Raw genomic sequence first — 16,125 nt, 5'->3', positions numbered from 1 at the left:
AATGAGGTAAAAGCCGCGCGGTCATGTGCGGCTTTTACCGTTAAAGGAGGGGTTCAAATGGTTGATATCATGATCATAAGAGCGGAAAAACAAATAGGCGGAGGGTGATGCGGTGGAATCAGTGGTGACGGGCTCATCACGATGAGTGACGATTTCAAGCATCATGAACAGGACAGAATAGATATGGGGCGTATATACCGGCAAATATTGATCGATTATGGCGACAAAGTGAATATCATTTTTCTTGACCCGCGAAACCTGTTATCCATTGCCGGTTATTTCATTACTCAGGCCAACAAAGGGAATATATCCTGGCTGGAAGGATTGTCCCACTTTTTCCTCCATATCAAATTCAATGCGATCTTTATCGATGGTCAATACCTTAGAGATTCAAACAATTATGATACACTGATTAAAGAAAGGCTATTTAGCTAGGGAGGCGGCATGTATGAGTGACAGTGACAAGAAGTTTTCGTTAAAGCGTCTCTTCGAGTTGTATGATGAGATCCTCAGTCTTCCTCACAAAAACGAGGTTGCCAGAGAGCTCAGGGATGAGGATGACCTATTCCTTTTGCTTGTCTATTCCGACATGCTCGGCATACCGAATCCTGCTTTCTATTATACACTCGAACTTTACCCGTATATCATCGAAAAATTCCACGATTGGCATTTGCGGATGGGGATGGAGAAGTCTCCCCTTGATGGCATCCGCTGTTGTTAATTCTTTAGGAAAGGATCGTTCTGGATGAGTAATCTAGTCAATAAAAAAATAGTATTCATAGGGGGAAAGGGAGGCGTCGGTAAATCGACGACCTCCGCTGCTTTTGCGCTGGCATTGGCTGATTCCGGTCACCGGACATTGATTGTGTCAACGGATCCTGCCCACAACCTCGGGGATATTTTTCATAAAAAAATCAAACACGAAAAAACAAAACTGACTGAATATCTCTGGGGCATTGAAGTGGATCCGGAAAGAGAATCGAAACGGTATATTGAAGGAGTAAAAGATAATCTGCAGGGGCTGGTTAAATCCCGGATGGTGGAAGAGGTCCATAGGCAGATAGATATGGCCAGTGCTTCACCTGGAGCGGATGAAGCTGCATTATTCGACCGGCTGATTTCGATTATTCTCGAAGAAGCAAATCAGTTTGATAAAATAGTCTTTGATACAGCACCGACAGGACACACGATTCGTCTCCTGACACTTCCGGAATTGATGAGTGTCTGGATTGATGGGATGCTGGAACGAAGGAAAAAGATCAATGATAATTATACGCAGTTGCTGAATGACGGCGAACCGGTGGAAGACCCGATTTATGAAATATTGCAGAAAAGGAAGAATAAGTTTGCCAGCGTCCGGGAAATTATCCTGGATGGAAGCAAGACAGGGTTTGTTTTTGTTTTGAATCCTGAAAGGCTGCCAATCCTTGAAACAGAGCAGGCTATCAGGCAGCTGGATAAATACCATCTTCACGTCCGTACACTTGTTGTTAATAAGGTATTGCCGGACCACGCTGACGGAGAATTTCTAGCCAAACGAAGAAAACAGGAACTCAACTACTTAAAACAAATTGAAGATACTTTTACTAAACAGGAATTAATCAAAGTCCCTTTATTCGAAGAGGATGTATCGGATATGGAAAAGTTGAAAGTATTCGCTGATCATATCCAGCAAAGTATCAAGGAGGAATCGAAATAATGAAAGCAATTATTCATAAGGGAAAAGAAGGACTAGAAGGGCTTTCCTATCAGGACATAGAGGAAGTGGAAATAAGCCAGGGCAAAGTTAAAGTGAAATTGAAAACAGCGGGAATGAATCGCAGGGACATAGCTGTTACCTCAAGACATAAAGCGGATCAGCCGGCAGTGGTGCTGGGTTCTGACGGAGCTGGTGTTATTGCGGAAGTGGGACAGGGAGTAACCGATGTTCAAGTTGGTGATGAGGTGGTCATCAACCCTGGCCTCGGGTGGAAAGAAAATAGCGATGCGCCACCGGAAGGGTTTGAGATTATGGGCTTTCCTGATCATGGAACCTTCGGAGAGTATGTGGTAGTCCCGAGTGACCATGTCGAGCCGAAGCCTGCCCATCTTTCCTGGGAAGAAGCCGGGGTCCTTCCTCTTGCTGCCTTGACGGCCTATCGTGTCATTTTCACGCGCGGGAAAGTGAAGGAGGGAGATACTGTCCTACTTCCTGGTATAGGAAGTGGAGTCCTGACATTTGCATTGAAATTCGCTAAAGCGCTTGGAGCGCGTGTCATCGTCACCTCAAGAAGCGAGGAAAAGCTGGAAGCTGCTAAAAATTTAGGAGCGGACCGCGCTATTCCTACGCAGTCAGACTGGAATGAAGAGTTAAAGGATGAACAAGTGGATCTTGTAGTGGAAAGCATCGGGCGGGCTACGTTTGATAAGTCACTCGGGGCTGTTCGTAAAGGTGGTACGATTGTAACCTTTGGTGCCACCACAGAAGATGAAGTGGAAATCGACATTCGTAAGTTCTTTTATGGGCAATATAATCTACTTGGTTCGACGATGGGCAGTGGAGAAGAATTCCAGGCCATGCTTTCTTTTATTGCCAAGCACAATATTAAACCAGAGGTCGACAGAACGTTCCAGCTGGCGGAATACCAGGAAGCTTTTGAATATCTGCGTGATACTAAAAATTTCGGAAAAATCGGCTTCATCATCGAAAAATAATAAATCCCCCATGGCTATTACATAGCTATGGGGGTTATTTGTGTCGATTTTTGTAACAATATAAGAGAGTAACTCGAAAATGACAATAATATGAGAAAATTTGTAATAATAAGAAGGAAGCATCCATACTACAGGGGAAGCAGTAACAGGTCAAAAGGAGGAGAACGATGTCAGACGCTAATCGGGCAGTCACAAAGGAAGATATTTTCAACATCCAATCGATCACAGATCCGAAGTGGTCACCGGATGGGAAAGGTATTATTTTCGTTAAAACTCATATGGAGAAAGATAAAGATAAATACATATCTAATTTGTTCTATTATGATAATACGAGTGAACAGGTGAATCAATGGACCTATGGGGAACAAAAAGACATTCAGCCCCAATGGTCCCCAAAAGGGGATTATCTTGCATTTCTTTCTACCAGAAACAAAGCCAGTCAACTTTTTGTCCTCCCTTTAGCGGGAGGGGAAGCGAAACAAATAACAACCTGTCCTAACGGAGTGAGTGACTTTGAGTGGTCACCTGACGGTAACCGCATCGCATTCCAAGGCGCTTTAAAGCCGGATGAATCCTTTGATAAGAAAACGGATGAAGAAGAGAACACCAATGAAACCAAGCCAGAAGTTAAAGTGATTAACAGGATGAAATATAAGGGTGACGGCGCAGGTATTCTTTCTGAGGAATACGAGCAAATAGGCATCATTGATCTTAAAAGAGAAGAAATCGAAACCATTACTAAACCGGGGCATGATTATGGTCTGCTGGCTTGGTCTCCGGAGGGTAAGTGTTTAATGTATACAGCAGATGAAGCGGAGAATAAGGATTTTTCGTTTGACAGTGATCTGGTTTTATACGATTTAGAGTCAAAAACCAGCACGATTATAGAAACCGATAAAGGGTTTGTATCCGACGGGGCATGGTCTCCGGATGGAAGGAAGTTTGCCTTCGTTTTTCATGGGCAAGTTTATAAGAATGCTTCCCACCCTGATATTCTCGTCTTTGATAAAGAAAGCGAAGAAACATTAAATGCGACGAAGGATCTCGATTTTCCCGTAGGAGATTATATGTCAGGTGACATAATACAGGGAGCCAGGATGCCGGGTGTCCAATGGGTAAATGAAGAAACCTTTTATTTCCCTGTCAGTGAATATGGTAATGTTGTCCTTTATGAAGGAAATGACTCGGGTAATATCAAGCAAATCTTGGATGGCCAGCAGCATATCTATGGCTTTGATGTGAGCTCGGGCAAGGTGGCAGCTACAGTCGCAACCTCTACTGAGCCAGGAGAGCTTTACGTTTTTGATGTTAGTCAAAAGGAAAAACAGAAACTGACAGATTATCATGATGCGTGGCTGAGCCATGTGGAGATTTCAGAGCCAGAAGAATTCGTCTACCGGAGTGTTGATAGTTGGGATGTGCATGGCTGGATAATGAAACCGATTGAGTTTGATGAAACGGAACGTTATCCGTTGATTTATCAAGTTCACGGTGGACCACATGCGATGTACGGCAATACTTTTTTCCATGAAATGCAATGGCTGGCATCCCAGGGCTATATGGTAGCTTACATTAATCCGCGGGGATCCCATAGTTATCATCAGGAATTTGTCGATGCTGTGAGAGGCGACTATGGTGGTAATGATTATGTGGATGTCATGAATGGACTCGATCATCTGCTGGAGAAGTATGAGTTTATTGATGAACAGCGGCTGGGCTTGACCGGAGGAAGTTATGGCGGGTTTATGACCAACTGGATTGTCGGACATACCGACCGATTCAAAGCAGCGGTCACCCAGCGGAGTATTTCCAACTGGATCAGTTTTTACGGCGTGAGTGATATCGGATATTACTTCAGTGAATGGCAAATCAAAGCAGATCTCCGCAATATTAAGAAATTGTGGGAGCATTCACCTCTTGCCTATGTGGATGAGATAGAAACACCTCTCTTGATTATCCATAGCGAACAGGATTTAAGGTGTCCCATTGAACAGGCAGAACAATTATTTATCGCTTTGAAACGACAGGAAAAAGACACGGAATTTGTGCGGATTCCAGAAGCGGACCATAATTTATCGAGAACGGGGAAGCCATCGCTACGTCTGGAGCGGTTGCAGCATTTGCTTCGTTGGTTCGAAGAGAAGTTATAATAAACAAAAAAGCCGGAGCTCCCGGCTTTTTTTACGTTCTGATTGTTCGATCCGTTAACCTTATCTTTAAAGTCAATCTCCATTTATTCCCACTTGAAACTTAGTAGCAACTCCGAACTAATATAAAAAACATCATTAGCAACAAGCTTACAAAACCCTCTTCTATAAAGCCAGTATTATGGACACTTTTTAAATTAGAAATTTATTTCTTATCATCAAGGAAGTTTTTTCTACAGGCGCTGAAATAGACACACAAGGCCTATTGTATTGTAAAATAGAAGATAAATCTAGTAATAGAGGAAAGAATTATCAATAGATGGGGAGAGGTGTAGAAATGTCACATAAAAATAATCCGAAGAAGTTTGCATTAAACATGACTGCCGCGCAGTTTACAAAGTTTTATATTATGCACCTGCTGCAAGTCCATCCTCCAATGATCAGTGAACAATTCAAGAAAGAATTTAAAAAGCTTACTACAAATTGGATACCGGCTCCATCTACTTTATTGGATACGTTACATGATATGACGGAAGAGGGTTTGTTATCGAGAAAGGAAGATTATAAATCCCATGATCGTAAACGGCAGAAAGTTTATTGGTATTCGCTTACCGATAAAGGGAAAGAAGAATTTGATGTGTTAAAGAAACGATATAAATTGTTATTTGAAGAGCAGCTAGACATACTGAATAAGATCATGAAAGAAATATATAAATAAACTTACAACGATGATAAGGGAGCGTCAGCTTTATGCTGTTAAGTGTTTTGGACCAGGCACCGATTTCTAAAGGTTTTACTGCCGAAGATACATTGAAAAATAGTCTAAGATTAGCGAAAAAAGCGGAAGAATTAGGTTATTTCCGATATTGGCTGGCCGAGCATCATAATACTAACGGCCTGGCGAGTTCCTCACCTGAAATCATGATTACCAGAATTGCTTCGGCCACCGATCATATCCGCGTAGGTGCGGGTGGCGTGCTATTACCTCAGTACAGTCCATTAAAGGTGGCGGAAAACTTCAAGGTGCTGGAAGCACTCTTTCCCGAACGCATTGATCTTGGTTTGGGAAGATCTCCCGGAGGCTCCCAAAAAACTCGCATGGCATTGACAGACGGCGTTAATAAAACAATGAGTGCTTTTCCAAGACAAGTCAAAGAGCTTCAGCAATATCTCCTTGGTGATATACCAAAGGATCATCCATCGTTTGGCGTAAGAGCAACACCTTATACGGGCGGAAATCCTGAAATGTGGGTCCTCGGATTGTCATCAAGGGGTGCACGGCATGCTGCCAATAATGGAACAGGCTTCACATTTGGTCACTTCATCGATCCAAGCAATGGGGAAGAGGCTATAGAAACCTACTCTACACATTTTAAGTCCAACTACCTGTTAGAATCTCCACGTATCAATGTTTGTGTGTTTGTTGTCTGCGCCAGAACAGATGAAGAGGCAGAGCAATTGACCTTAAGTCTGGATATGTGGCTGCTCCAAGTGGAAAAAGGACTGGATACGAGGGTGCCACCCGTAGAAGAAGTGAAAAGGCACACGTTCACGCTTAAAGAAGTCGAAAAAATTAAAAAGAATCGTAACCGAATGATTGTCGGTTCCCAAGATACAGTAAGACAGGAACTATTGCGATTGCAGGAGCTGTATCAAACAGAAGAATTTCTCGTAATAACGAATATCTATGATTTTGAAGCTAAGTTAAAATCTTATGAGTTACTAGCAGAGATCGACTTTGAATGATGCATGAAAATCCTCCACGTGGGTATGTACCTATAACGATATTTTAGGAGGGCCTATCATTTATGGGAGATCAACAGATACCATATACACCATCATCTCTTTGGAGAGGTGTGCCAATAGAAAGTTTTCCCCCACTGGAAGAGGATATTTCAACTGAGGTTACCGTAGTCGGTTCCGGAATCGCCGGAATCACTACGGCTTACCGGCTTGTTCAATCAGGTTACGAGGTTACTCTCGTAGAAGCCGGACGAATTTTAGAAGGAACTACTGGCTATACGACCGCCAAAATCTCCGCACAGCACGGATTGATATACCAACAGCTGCAAAAAACAATAGGAGATGAGAAAGCGGAGCTATATTACAAGGCGAATATGGCCGCTCTGCAGGCAATTGAGAAGAATATGGAGGATCTGCAAATAGACTGCGATTTTTCTTACCAGGATGCTATTGTTTATGGGGAAACAGAAAAAGCTAAGAAACTAATAGAAAAGGAAGCAGAAATCTATGAAAAGCTGGAAATTGATGGCGAGATAACAAATGATACTGCTTTGCCCTTTCCTGTATCTGGAGCTATCAAAATGCATCACCAGGCACAATTCCATCCAGTGAAATACCTGCTTCCTCTTATAGATTATCTGAAGAAGAAACAAGTTAACATTTTTGAAAATACTCGTGCTGTCGATATGGAAAAAGGAGATAAACCAAAGGTAATCACTGCAGATGGTAATACAATTACTTCCGATCATGTTGTCATTGCTTCTCATTTTCCATTTAAAGATTTTGATGGTCTTTATTTCTCCAGACTTCATGTGGAAAGGTCTTATTCTGTTGCTTTTAAAGCAGAACAGACTGTACCAGAAGGCATGTATCTTAATGTGGAGGAACCGAAACGCTCCATAAGAAATGCAAGTGATACTAATGGAGAACCGCTGCTTTTAGTGGGAGGGGAAGGTCATACTAGTGGTCAGAGTGAAGATACATGGCAGCATTACAACAATCTAGTCAATTTTACAAAAGACCACTATGCCATTCAGGACATTCCTTATCACTGGTCTTCCCAGGATATGAGTACTCTGGACCTTGTTCCTTACATCGGAAACATCACTTCAACTAATCCGAACATTTATGTAGCCACCGGCTTTGCCAAATGGGGAATGACGCAGGGTACTATAGCAGCTGATGTGATCCATGACTTGATTACGGAACGTAAAAATCCATTCGAGGAATTATATTCCCCCTCGAGGTTCCATAATAGTACCGGGTTGAAGAGTTTTACCAAAGAAAATGCGGATGTTGCAAAAGAGTTCGTTAAAGGCAAGCTGCCTACGAAAGATAAAAAGGACTTGCAAGATCTTAATTTTGATGAAGGAGCTATCGTGAAGGTGGATGGCAAACAGGCAGGCGCGTATAAAGATAAGTCTGGAAAAGTCAGCCTGGTAGATACCACATGTACGCATATGGGGTGCGATTTGGCTTGGAATAACAGTGAAAGGTCCTGGGATTGTCCCTGCCATGGTTCCCGCTTTACGGTAGAAGGTAATGTGATTGAAGGGCCTGCAACTAAGCCGCTTGAGAAAATATCAAATGACAATGAAAAATAGATGGGATGGTGTCTATGAAATCTGAATCAAGAACAGCTGTCGTAACTGGAGCAGGATCCGGTATCGGAAAAGCAGCCGCTATTAAACTGGCAGAAGAAGGTTATGCGGTCGCTCTAATGGATGTGAAGGAAAACCGGGCAAAAGAAGTACAAGACAAAATCCTTTCAGCTGGAGGGCAGGCAGAAGTCTACGATATCGACGTCTCGGATGAGGCGCGTGTAAAAGAAGGGCTTGCTGATGTTCATACTCACTGGGGAAGGATAGATGTCGTCTTTGACAATGCCGGTATCAATGGAACGTTTGCACCTATTGAAGACATGAAAACAGAGGACTGGGAACAAACCATTCATACCAACTTAAAGAGCAGTTTTTTATTTGTGAAGCATTCCATACCTTTTATGAAACACTCGGGAGGAAGTATTATTATCACCAGTTCAATAAACGGGAATCGCACATTCTCAGGAATTGGTATGTCAGCTTATGCGACTTCAAAAGCAGGTCAGGTAGCTTTTATGAAAATGGCAGCACTTGAGCTTGCTCGCTACCAAATTCGCGTGAATGCTATCTGCCCTGGTGCTATCGATACGAATATCGATCAGAATACGGAAAAGGAAAAGAGTTTGGAGAAAGTAGATATTCCAGTTGAATATCCAGAAGGTGGACAACCCCTGGAACATAAGCCAGGTTATCCAGAGCAGGTAGCAGATCTTGTTTATTTTTTAGCATCAGAGCATTCGAGCCACATCACCGGTACAGAGGTTTATATAGATGGTGCAGAATCACTATTACGCTAGAGTACTCAACAAGGAGTACTCTTTTTTTCGACAAATGTTTTGCAGAGTGGTGCCAAGGGAAGATGAATACAGGAAAGCTTTGACATATCATAAAGAAGGAGGAAATTATACATGAGTAATGAAAATCGTAAGAATGAACAATTAGAACAGTTTCGTACCGATGACCGGGACAAAAAAATGACCACCAACCATGGCACAAAAGTTTCTGAAGATGAATTTTCATTAAAGGCCGGCGAACGCGGCCCCACGTTGATGGAAGACTTTCATTTCCGTGAAAAGATGACACATTTTGACCATGAACGTATTCCGGAACGTATTGTCCACGCCCGTGGCTTCGCAGCCCATGGGGAGTTCCAGCCGTATGAATCAATGAAAGATTATACAAAAGCAGATTTCTTACAGGACCCATCCAAAACAACGCCAGTATTTGTCCGTTTTTCTACGGTGCAAGGTTCTAAAGGTTCTGCGGAAACAGTCCGAGATGCCCGCGGCTTTGCTACGAAATTCTATACGGAAGAAGGTAACTTTGACCTCGTAGGAAATAACATTCCTGTCTTCTTCATTCAAGATGCCATCAAATTCCCTGATTTAGTCCATGCGTTAAAGCCGGAGCCTCATAATGAAATGCCACAGGGGGCGACTGCTCACGATACGTTCTGGGACTTCATAGCAAATAACCAGGAGTCCGCACATATGGTGATGTGGGCGATGTCCGATCGTGCGATCCCTAGAAGTTTCCGTATGATGGAAGGATTCGGTGTGCATACATTCCGCTTCGTGAATGACAAAGGGGAGGCGCACTTTATCAAGTGGCATTGGAAGCCGGTATTGGGTACCCATTCGCTTGTCTGGGATGAAGCGCAAAAAATTTCCGGTAAAGATCCTGATTTCCATCGCGGAGACCTGTATGACGCCATTGAAAAAGGTGATTTTCCAGAGTTTGAACTAGGAGTCCAAATTATCAAAGAGGAAGATGAATTCAATTTTGATTTTGATATATTGGATCCTACTAAAATTTGGCCGGAAGAAGACGTACCTGTTAAAAAAATCGGAAAAATGACGTTGAACCGAAATGTTGATAACGTATTTGCTGAAACCGAACAGGTTGCTTTTCACCCAGGCCATGTAGTACCTGGTATCGACTTTACTAACGATCCATTGCTGCAAGGTCGACTGTTCTCTTACACGGATACACAGTTAATCCGCCTCGGCGGCCCGAACTTCCATGAGCTTCCGATCAACCGTCCTGTCTGTCCGTTCCATAATAATCAACGGGATGGCTATAATCGTATGACGATTAATAAAGGCCCGGTAGCTTATCACAAAAACTCGATGGCTGATAATACTCCGGCAACATCATCTCCAGAAGAGGGAGGTTTCGAGCATTATCAGGAAAAAGTGGAAGGTAGGAAAGTCCGTAAGCGAAGCGACAGTTTCAAGGATCATTTCTCACAAGCCACTTTATTCTGGAACAGTATGAGCGACCCGGAAAAAGAACATATCAAGGAAGCTTTCAGTTTCGAACTGGGTAAGCTTTCCAGTGAAGACATCCAGCAGCAAGTGGTTAATATGTTCGCTAATGTAAGCCTGGAATTGGCCCAGGAAGTTGCTGAGAACGTAGGTGTCGAAGTGCCGAATGAGGGAGGATCCAATGTCACTAAAGCTTCTCCTGCTTTAAGCCAAGAAAACACAAACAAGCTACCACACACACGGAAAGTAGGTGTTATTGTAGCGGAAGGTTTCAATGGCCAAGAAGTCACTTCAGTGATTGAGGCTTTGAAAAAAGCAGAAGTAGAGCCGGAAATCATCAGTAATAAGCTAGGAACTGTCAAAGGTACCGATGGAGAAGAACTGGAAGCTGACCATACGTTCCTGACTGGTGAGTCTGTATTATTTGATGCACTCTACGCTGCAGGCAGTAAGTCTATGGATAAAAAGTTCCAACAGGATGCATTATACTTCCTGAAAGAAGCATTTGCTCACTATAAGCCAATTGGTGCGACTCATGAAGGTGTCGATTTACTGAAGAAAGCAAAAATTGAAGATGGTCTTGGTGTTGTCATCAATGATGACCTGAAATCCTATGTGAAAGAATTTGTTGCAGCTATCGCTGAGCACCGTCATTGGGACCGTGAAATCGTTTAAAAATAGTGCAGAAGAGAGGGAGGAGAATCCTCCCTCTTGTTTATTTTCCTTTTACATATAAGCGAAGCGTGTGGAACAAACTAACCGTACTTATATGGAGAAGGTGAATAGAATGACATTATTTCAGCTCGGCTATGTAGCTATGAGTAAGATCCTTGAAAATGCCTCACCATCTCAAACGATGACGTATAGCCGGTTTCGCACCCTGTCAGACGAGGAGGCAGCTATCCATAGGTTAGAAGTAATCGCCCGCTCCAACTTACATAATACATTACGATTATTGAAGCACAATGAAGCGCATGACATTAAATTTTTTCGTATGAGTTCCCGGCTTATACCGTTAGCCACCCACGAGGATTTAAGAGGGTGGCGGTATATTACAGCCCTTAAAAATGATTTAAAGGCTATTGGCGATTATGCAAAAGCCCATGATATGCGTGTCGATTTTCATCCGGATCACTTCGTGGTAATCAATACCCGGGAGAAGGAAGTTTTCCAGCGTGCGATGGGGGTATTGAAATATCATTTTTTACTACTTCATGCCATGGGAATCGATCCAACTCACAGGTATGTGTTACATTTAGGAGGTCGTTACCAGGACAGAGAGCAAGCACTGGAAAACTTTATTGAAAATTGGGCGCTGGTTCCGTCCAGCCTTCAGAAAATGATCATTCTGGAGAATGACGATAAGTCTTTTACACTTGAAGATTGCCTTTATGTATGTGAAAAACTCAATATTCCGCTTGTATTTGATCTGCATCACCATTTAGCCAACCATAAAGATGAAAAGTGGACAAATCATTGGAGTCGTGTTCTGGGTACATGGAAAGCCTCACCGCTTCCAAGCTAAAATGCACATTTCCAGCCCGAAAAGTGATAAAATGTTCAAAAGTCATGCGGATTTTGTAGATCCTCTCATGTTCATGAAGTTTATTGAATTTGTGAATGGAACAGTTCCGCAACTTGATTGTATGATTGAAGCAAAGGAGAAAGATCAGGCTTTATTCCGTTTGGCAGAAGATTTAAGCATGCGTGCAGACATTGAAATGAAGAGTAAAGCTTCTTTTATATGGGTAGATAAATAGAAAAAGTTTTTTCACATAGCCGATTAAGCTATAATGAATATCAGCATAGCTGAGGAAAGGGAAGAAATACAAACTATGAGTAATCTTAAAATCGGTACTATTCAAAACTTGATGGTGAAAAAGAAAAAAACAGAAGGTTTCATCGTGACAGATAGCAGCCAGGAAGTCATGCTGCCAAACGATCAGGCAAGTGAAGATATTGAACTCGATAAAGAAGTTGAAGTGTTCCTTTATAACGATAAAAAAGGAAATATCCTAGCGACGATGACCATGCCCGAAGCAGATACGGAAACATATGGATGGGTGGAAGTGGTGGAAGTAGTCAAAAATTTAGGTGTGTTTGTGGATATTGGTATACAAAAGGAGATACTTGTATCGATCGACGACCTTCCGCTTTTAGAGAACGTGTGGCCGAAAGTCGGTGATTGGTTATTCGTCAGTCTGGAAGTAGATAAAAAAGGACGTCTTCTCGCTAAACCAATAACAGAAGGTGAGGTTCAGGAAGATTTGGAACCTGCGCCAGTTTCTTTATTAAAGAAAGACATCACAGGAAGGATTTACCGTTCCACCAAGGCAGGATCTTTCCTGTTAACAGAAGAAGGATACCGCGGTTTCATTCATCCGACAGAACGTAAAGAAGAGCCACGTGTCGGTGAAACAGTGACCGGCAGGGTGATAGATGTCAAAGAGGATGGATCAATCAATGTTTCCTTGCGACCATTAAAGCAGGAAGGTATGAAAGAAGATGCGGACTTAATTCTTGAGTATTTAATTGAAAGAGGAGGAAGCATTCCTTTTCATGATAAAAGTGATGCAGAAGAAATCCGTAAAACCTTTCGTATCAGTAAGTCAGCATTCAAACGCGCCGTAGGGAAACTGATGAAAGAAGGAAAAGTAATTCAACAGGATGGAAAAACAATTCTTACTGATACAATGAATCAATGATTGTTTTCATGGCGATGCCCGTTTTATAAGGTATCGTCATTTTTTTGCTTTAAAATGATGACTGGCGAGTTCTTCTGAGTTAAATCATGTTCACAAATAACCGGTAAACTGCATATCCTGCCTGTGGGAGGAGGTTGGATAAATGTATAATTATCATGGATATCCAATGTTGGAAGAGGAAGAATGGGATAGAAACAACGCGGCAGAGGTAAAAGATCTTTGCCAGACCCATCATTATTATTTTGTTCAAATTCAAATGTCAGATGGTTCGCTTGTAGAAGGGATCATCGACGGTACGGACGAAGATAATGTTTATATGCTGGTACCTGCAGGTGACGACATGGATGACCAGAGACAATTCGGTTATAGTGGTTTTGGCGGGGGATATGGAGGCTACCCATATGGCGGGTTTTATGGTTATCCGCGAAGATTACGAAGATTCCGTAGAGTTCGCTACCCGTTTTTCTATATTAGACGCTTATTATTTCCATTTTTTTATTAAAAAGAAGCATGCGCAATTTCTTGCGCATGCTTCTTTTTTACTGGGGTTTTCTAGGATTATGTTCGGCAAATTTAATAAACGTTTTTTCGTCTTCAATTAATCCGCACGATCCGCATTGCACCTTCTTTTCTGGTCCTTTGTAGCTTAAGTGAAAGGCATCCAGGTTTTCATCTGTATATTCTTCCATGACGATGCCTGTGCCTGGATCCAGTTTGACGTGGGAAGGTACCTGCTGAATCAGATTGAATCTTGAACGATTGGTTTTACAATTCGGGCACAAATATGGGTTAGACATGCTGACCACCTCCACCCTTATTGTTTCCAAGGGGAAGTGTATTATGAATTGTTTTTTCGTTTTTCCATTTCCTCACTGACAACAAAAGCAAGATCATCGTTTCCAAATAAAGAAAGGACTCCAAGTAACGTTTCATCCAGGATGTCTTCTGATTCCTTTTTAGGGACCGTCAATTCCACTGCGTGATTTAAAGCATCATTCTTCGGCTGCTTTGGATAAGCTCTCTCATAAACCTTTACTGGATCTAAATCATTATTGATGCACCATTGGGCAAATACTAGAATCATCATTTCTTCATCCTGCTGATAATTACGGATGATTTGTTCTTCGATTTCTTTCTGGTTCATGTAATCATGCTCCCTTAATCATGGTAGTTTCATTATATCTACTCCTGCAAATACATCACAACTATTTCAACGTCGATAAAAAAAGGAATTTTTGTTTTTAATAGGGAATTAATAAAGATAAGACTTTTAGCAGGAGGGGGAAGTTTGTGAAACAAGTAAAATCAATATTTATAGCAATTTTAATCTTATTTATTGCTGTTCTCGGGATGCCCTTAGACAGCGATGCGAAGGTGCCTGACAGAAAGGTAATAAATTACGTAGCTTTAGGAGACTCATTGGCAGCTGGTTATACACCTGTAGAGTTCGGAGATAGTGGATTTAAATTGGAGAAAATAAAAGGATATCCTGAATATTTAAAAGACCGTTTCCAGAAATCCAACTATAAAGTAACACTAAATAATCATAGTGTTCCAGGAGCTACAACAATTGATTTAGTGGATAAGTTAAAGGAAGAAGAGGTTATTAATAATATTGCAAAAGCAGATGTCATTACAATCGATATCGGAGCCAATGATTTGCTTGAACATTTATACACTAATGATAGAAGTCGATTATATGAAGCATCGGGTGAGGCTCTAGAAAATATAGAGGATATTCTAGGTATTATTAAAGAGAGTACAGATGCGAATATTTACGTGATGGGCTATTATAATGCTCTTTGGTCACTTCCTATTGAGGAGGGGACCAAGGAGGAGTTAGTTTCTTTTTTGCATCAGTTCAATCATGGTATCAAACAGATAACAGAAACGAATCAAGCAATATTTGTTCCTACTTTTCAAGCAATTGCAGAGGATTATGAAACCTATCTTCCTTACCCTGATATACATTTGAGCCAGGAAGGCTACCAGGCTGTGGCCAAGGAATTTTGGAAGAAAATGACCCCTCGCAAGTTTGGAAACTGATCGATTGTATAGCAGATGGCTTTTGCCGTCTGTTTTTTTATTTTTGCCTAATCAGTCACTGTAACAGGTCAACCTGTCTGATGCATAGGCTATCGGAGACATTCAGAATATTACAGGGGGAATAAAGATGTATCCGAATCATTTTCATATGCCGTACGCTTATCCATATGTGACGAATCCTTATCAGGCGCCCTATGCCCGTTATCCTTACAGCAACTATTATGGAGGGTATCAGACATACCATGATGTGAGACAGCCGGTTCGAGGCCAGGCGACATGGACGGAAGGTGGAACAGTGACTCAGTGCGGGATTCCCTGGTCAGCTAATCTCTATATGACAGTAGCAGTCGGGCAGAATTCGCCTTACAAATGTGGAGATACATTAAAGGTGAAAAATCTGGCCAATGGCAGAGAAGTGTTAGTGACCGTTGTCGATCAGGTTGCAGGCTATGGAAAAAATAAAGTGAATTTACACAGAAAAGCTTTTGAAACTCTAGGCGCTAACGTAGACTTGGGCGTTATTAATGTAGAAATTACCACTGGAGTAGAATTAGAAGAAGAAAAGTGGGGGAAATACCTGCTTGAGGTCGTACAATCTGCCTATCCGAACTATGATGTAACAGATTATAGCAGGGTTAGTAAAACAAAACAGAATGCCAACCGAATGAAAGAAACGTATAAGTACGTCCTGCGCTCGCCGCAGGAAACCATCACGATTGAAGGAACGGTGGTTTATAATCCAAATACAGATCGCATCGTTTCGATGGATTTCAAGGAAGTATAACTATCATAAGCAAAGAGGCTGGGACATAACTAGTCGAAAATAGTAAAAAAGGGTTCCGATCATCGAATTTTGATGATCGGAACCCTTTTTGGTTGAATTTATCCCATGCCTGGTTGGATGGCTTCCGTTCCTGGCTGT

At 42.0% G+C, this 16,125-nt stretch carries 16 protein-coding genes and 1 pseudogene; 15 read left to right on the top strand and 2 right to left on the bottom strand.

Features of this window, described 5'->3' with window-relative positions:
- Nucleotides 1-141: 141 nt before the first annotated feature.
- From ACGTNI_RS18030 to ACGTNI_RS17970, 13 genes and pseudogenes are all read left to right on the top strand, one after another.
- Nucleotides 142-435: a hypothetical protein gene (locus tag ACGTNI_RS18030; RefSeq protein WP_394464011.1), complete on the top strand. Its 294-nt coding sequence runs from the start codon at nt 142-144 to the stop codon at nt 433-435.
- Nucleotides 436-448: 13 nt separating this feature from the next.
- Nucleotides 449-721, top strand: coding sequence for a cory-CC-star protein (locus tag ACGTNI_RS18025; RefSeq protein WP_394464010.1), 273 nt, complete (start codon nt 449-451; stop codon nt 719-721).
- Between the two features lie 24 nt (nt 722-745).
- Nucleotides 746-1,699 (top strand): ArsA family ATPase, encoded by a 954-nt coding sequence (locus ACGTNI_RS18020; protein WP_394464009.1) that lies wholly within the window; start codon nt 746-748, stop codon nt 1,697-1,699.
- Nucleotides 1,699-2,694 (top strand): zinc-binding dehydrogenase, encoded by a 996-nt coding sequence (locus tag ACGTNI_RS18015; protein ID WP_085508605.1) that lies wholly within the window; start codon nt 1,699-1,701, stop codon nt 2,692-2,694. Before ACGTNI_RS18020 ends, ACGTNI_RS18015 begins: the two co-directional genes overlap by 1 nt.
- Before the next feature lie 167 nt (nt 2,695-2,861).
- A complete protein-coding gene (locus tag ACGTNI_RS18010) occupies nt 2,862-4,844 on the top strand; it encodes a S9 family peptidase (RefSeq protein WP_085508604.1) in 1,983 nt (660 codons plus the stop codon).
- A 334-nt stretch (nt 4,845-5,178) separates the two neighbouring features.
- Nucleotides 5,179-5,559: a PadR family transcriptional regulator gene (locus tag ACGTNI_RS18005; protein WP_085508603.1), complete on the top strand. Its 381-nt coding sequence runs from the start codon at nt 5,179-5,181 to the stop codon at nt 5,557-5,559.
- Between the two features lie 32 nt (nt 5,560-5,591).
- Complete coding sequence (locus ACGTNI_RS18000) at nt 5,592-6,587, top strand: LLM class flavin-dependent oxidoreductase (RefSeq protein ID WP_394464008.1); 996 nt, start codon at nt 5,592-5,594, stop codon at nt 6,585-6,587.
- A gap of 62 nt (nt 6,588-6,649) precedes the next feature.
- Nucleotides 6,650-8,188 carry an FAD-dependent oxidoreductase gene (locus tag ACGTNI_RS17995; protein ID WP_394464007.1) on the top strand — a complete coding sequence of 513 codons (1,539 nt, stop codon included), beginning with the start codon at nt 6,650-6,652 and terminating at the stop codon, nt 8,186-8,188.
- A 14-nt stretch (nt 8,189-8,202) separates the two neighbouring features.
- A complete protein-coding gene (locus tag ACGTNI_RS17990) occupies nt 8,203-8,982 on the top strand; it encodes an SDR family oxidoreductase (RefSeq protein WP_394464005.1) in 780 nt (259 codons plus the stop codon).
- 111 nt (nt 8,983-9,093) lie between these two features.
- Nucleotides 9,094-11,127 carry a catalase gene (locus ACGTNI_RS17985; protein ID WP_394464004.1) on the top strand — a complete coding sequence of 678 codons (2,034 nt, stop codon included), beginning with the start codon at nt 9,094-9,096 and terminating at the stop codon, nt 11,125-11,127.
- A gap of 112 nt (nt 11,128-11,239) precedes the next feature.
- Nucleotides 11,240-12,212: pseudogene (gene uvsE / locus ACGTNI_RS17980) on the top strand (UV DNA damage repair endonuclease UvsE).
- A gap of 75 nt (nt 12,213-12,287) precedes the next feature.
- Nucleotides 12,288-13,157, top strand: a complete 870-nt coding sequence (locus ACGTNI_RS17975; RefSeq protein WP_394464003.1) for a CvfB family protein — start codon at nt 12,288-12,290, stop codon at nt 13,155-13,157.
- Between the two features lie 142 nt (nt 13,158-13,299).
- Nucleotides 13,300-13,659 carry a hypothetical protein gene (locus ACGTNI_RS17970; protein ID WP_394464002.1) on the top strand — a complete coding sequence of 120 codons (360 nt, stop codon included), beginning with the start codon at nt 13,300-13,302 and terminating at the stop codon, nt 13,657-13,659.
- 37 nt (nt 13,660-13,696) lie between these two features.
- On the opposite strand, the gene ACGTNI_RS17965 is transcribed toward ACGTNI_RS17970, so the two are convergent.
- Nucleotides 13,697-13,954, bottom strand: coding sequence for a DNA alkylation repair protein (locus tag ACGTNI_RS17965; protein WP_394464001.1), 258 nt, complete (start codon nt 13,952-13,954; stop codon nt 13,697-13,699).
- A gap of 41 nt (nt 13,955-13,995) precedes the next feature.
- Nucleotides 13,996-14,301 carry a protein YxiS gene (gene yxiS / locus ACGTNI_RS17960; RefSeq protein WP_085508589.1) on the bottom strand — a complete coding sequence of 102 codons (306 nt, stop codon included), beginning with the start codon at nt 14,299-14,301 and terminating at the stop codon, nt 13,996-13,998.
- 146 nt (nt 14,302-14,447) lie between these two features.
- Here yxiS and ACGTNI_RS17955 point away from each other — a divergent pair, with 146 nt between their 5' ends.
- Both ACGTNI_RS17955 and ACGTNI_RS17950 read left to right on the top strand, forming a co-directional pair.
- Nucleotides 14,448-15,203 carry an SGNH/GDSL hydrolase family protein gene (locus ACGTNI_RS17955; protein ID WP_394463999.1) on the top strand — a complete coding sequence of 252 codons (756 nt, stop codon included), beginning with the start codon at nt 14,448-14,450 and terminating at the stop codon, nt 15,201-15,203.
- A 127-nt stretch (nt 15,204-15,330) separates the two neighbouring features.
- Nucleotides 15,331-15,987: a DUF3889 domain-containing protein gene (locus ACGTNI_RS17950; protein ID WP_394463997.1), complete on the top strand. Its 657-nt coding sequence runs from the start codon at nt 15,331-15,333 to the stop codon at nt 15,985-15,987.
- Nucleotides 15,988-16,125: the final 138 nt, after the last annotated feature.

The sequence above is a fragment of the Thalassobacillus sp. B23F22_16 genome, from assembly GCF_043496955.1.
Classification (GTDB): Bacteria; Bacillota; Bacilli; order Bacillales; family Halobacillaceae; genus Thalassobacillus; species Thalassobacillus devorans_A.
This window is presented reverse-complemented; position numbering and strand designations above follow the sequence as displayed.

Excerpts from the sequence above, each read along its gene's own strand:
- ACGTNI_RS18030 (WP_394464011.1), top strand. The coding sequence starts at position 142 with ATGAGTGACGATTTCAAGCATCATGAACAGGACAGAATAGATATGGGG.
- ACGTNI_RS18025 (WP_394464010.1), top strand. The coding sequence starts at position 449 with ATGAGTGACAGTGACAAGAAGTTTTCGTTAAAGCGTCTCTTCGAGTTG.
- ACGTNI_RS18020 (WP_394464009.1), top strand. The coding sequence starts at position 746 with ATGAGTAATCTAGTCAATAAAAAAATAGTATTCATAGGGGGAAAGGGA.
- ACGTNI_RS18015 (WP_085508605.1), top strand. The coding sequence starts at position 1,699 with ATGAAAGCAATTATTCATAAGGGAAAAGAAGGACTAGAAGGGCTTTCC.
- ACGTNI_RS18010 (WP_085508604.1), top strand. The coding sequence starts at position 2,862 with ATGTCAGACGCTAATCGGGCAGTCACAAAGGAAGATATTTTCAACATC.
- ACGTNI_RS18005 (WP_085508603.1), top strand. The coding sequence starts at position 5,179 with ATGTCACATAAAAATAATCCGAAGAAGTTTGCATTAAACATGACTGCC.
- ACGTNI_RS18000 (WP_394464008.1), top strand. The coding sequence starts at position 5,592 with ATGCTGTTAAGTGTTTTGGACCAGGCACCGATTTCTAAAGGTTTTACT.
- ACGTNI_RS17995 (WP_394464007.1), top strand. The coding sequence starts at position 6,650 with ATGGGAGATCAACAGATACCATATACACCATCATCTCTTTGGAGAGGT.
- ACGTNI_RS17990 (WP_394464005.1), top strand. The coding sequence starts at position 8,203 with ATGAAATCTGAATCAAGAACAGCTGTCGTAACTGGAGCAGGATCCGGT.
- ACGTNI_RS17985 (WP_394464004.1), top strand. The coding sequence starts at position 9,094 with ATGAGTAATGAAAATCGTAAGAATGAACAATTAGAACAGTTTCGTACC.
- ACGTNI_RS17975 (WP_394464003.1), top strand. The coding sequence starts at position 12,288 with ATGAGTAATCTTAAAATCGGTACTATTCAAAACTTGATGGTGAAAAAG.
- ACGTNI_RS17970 (WP_394464002.1), top strand. The coding sequence starts at position 13,300 with ATGTATAATTATCATGGATATCCAATGTTGGAAGAGGAAGAATGGGAT.
- ACGTNI_RS17965 (WP_394464001.1), bottom strand. The coding sequence starts at position 13,954 with ATGTCTAACCCATATTTGTGCCCGAATTGTAAAACCAATCGTTCAAGA.
- yxiS (WP_085508589.1), bottom strand. The coding sequence starts at position 14,301 with ATGAACCAGAAAGAAATCGAAGAACAAATCATCCGTAATTATCAGCAG.
- ACGTNI_RS17950 (WP_394463997.1), top strand. The coding sequence starts at position 15,331 with ATGTATCCGAATCATTTTCATATGCCGTACGCTTATCCATATGTGACG.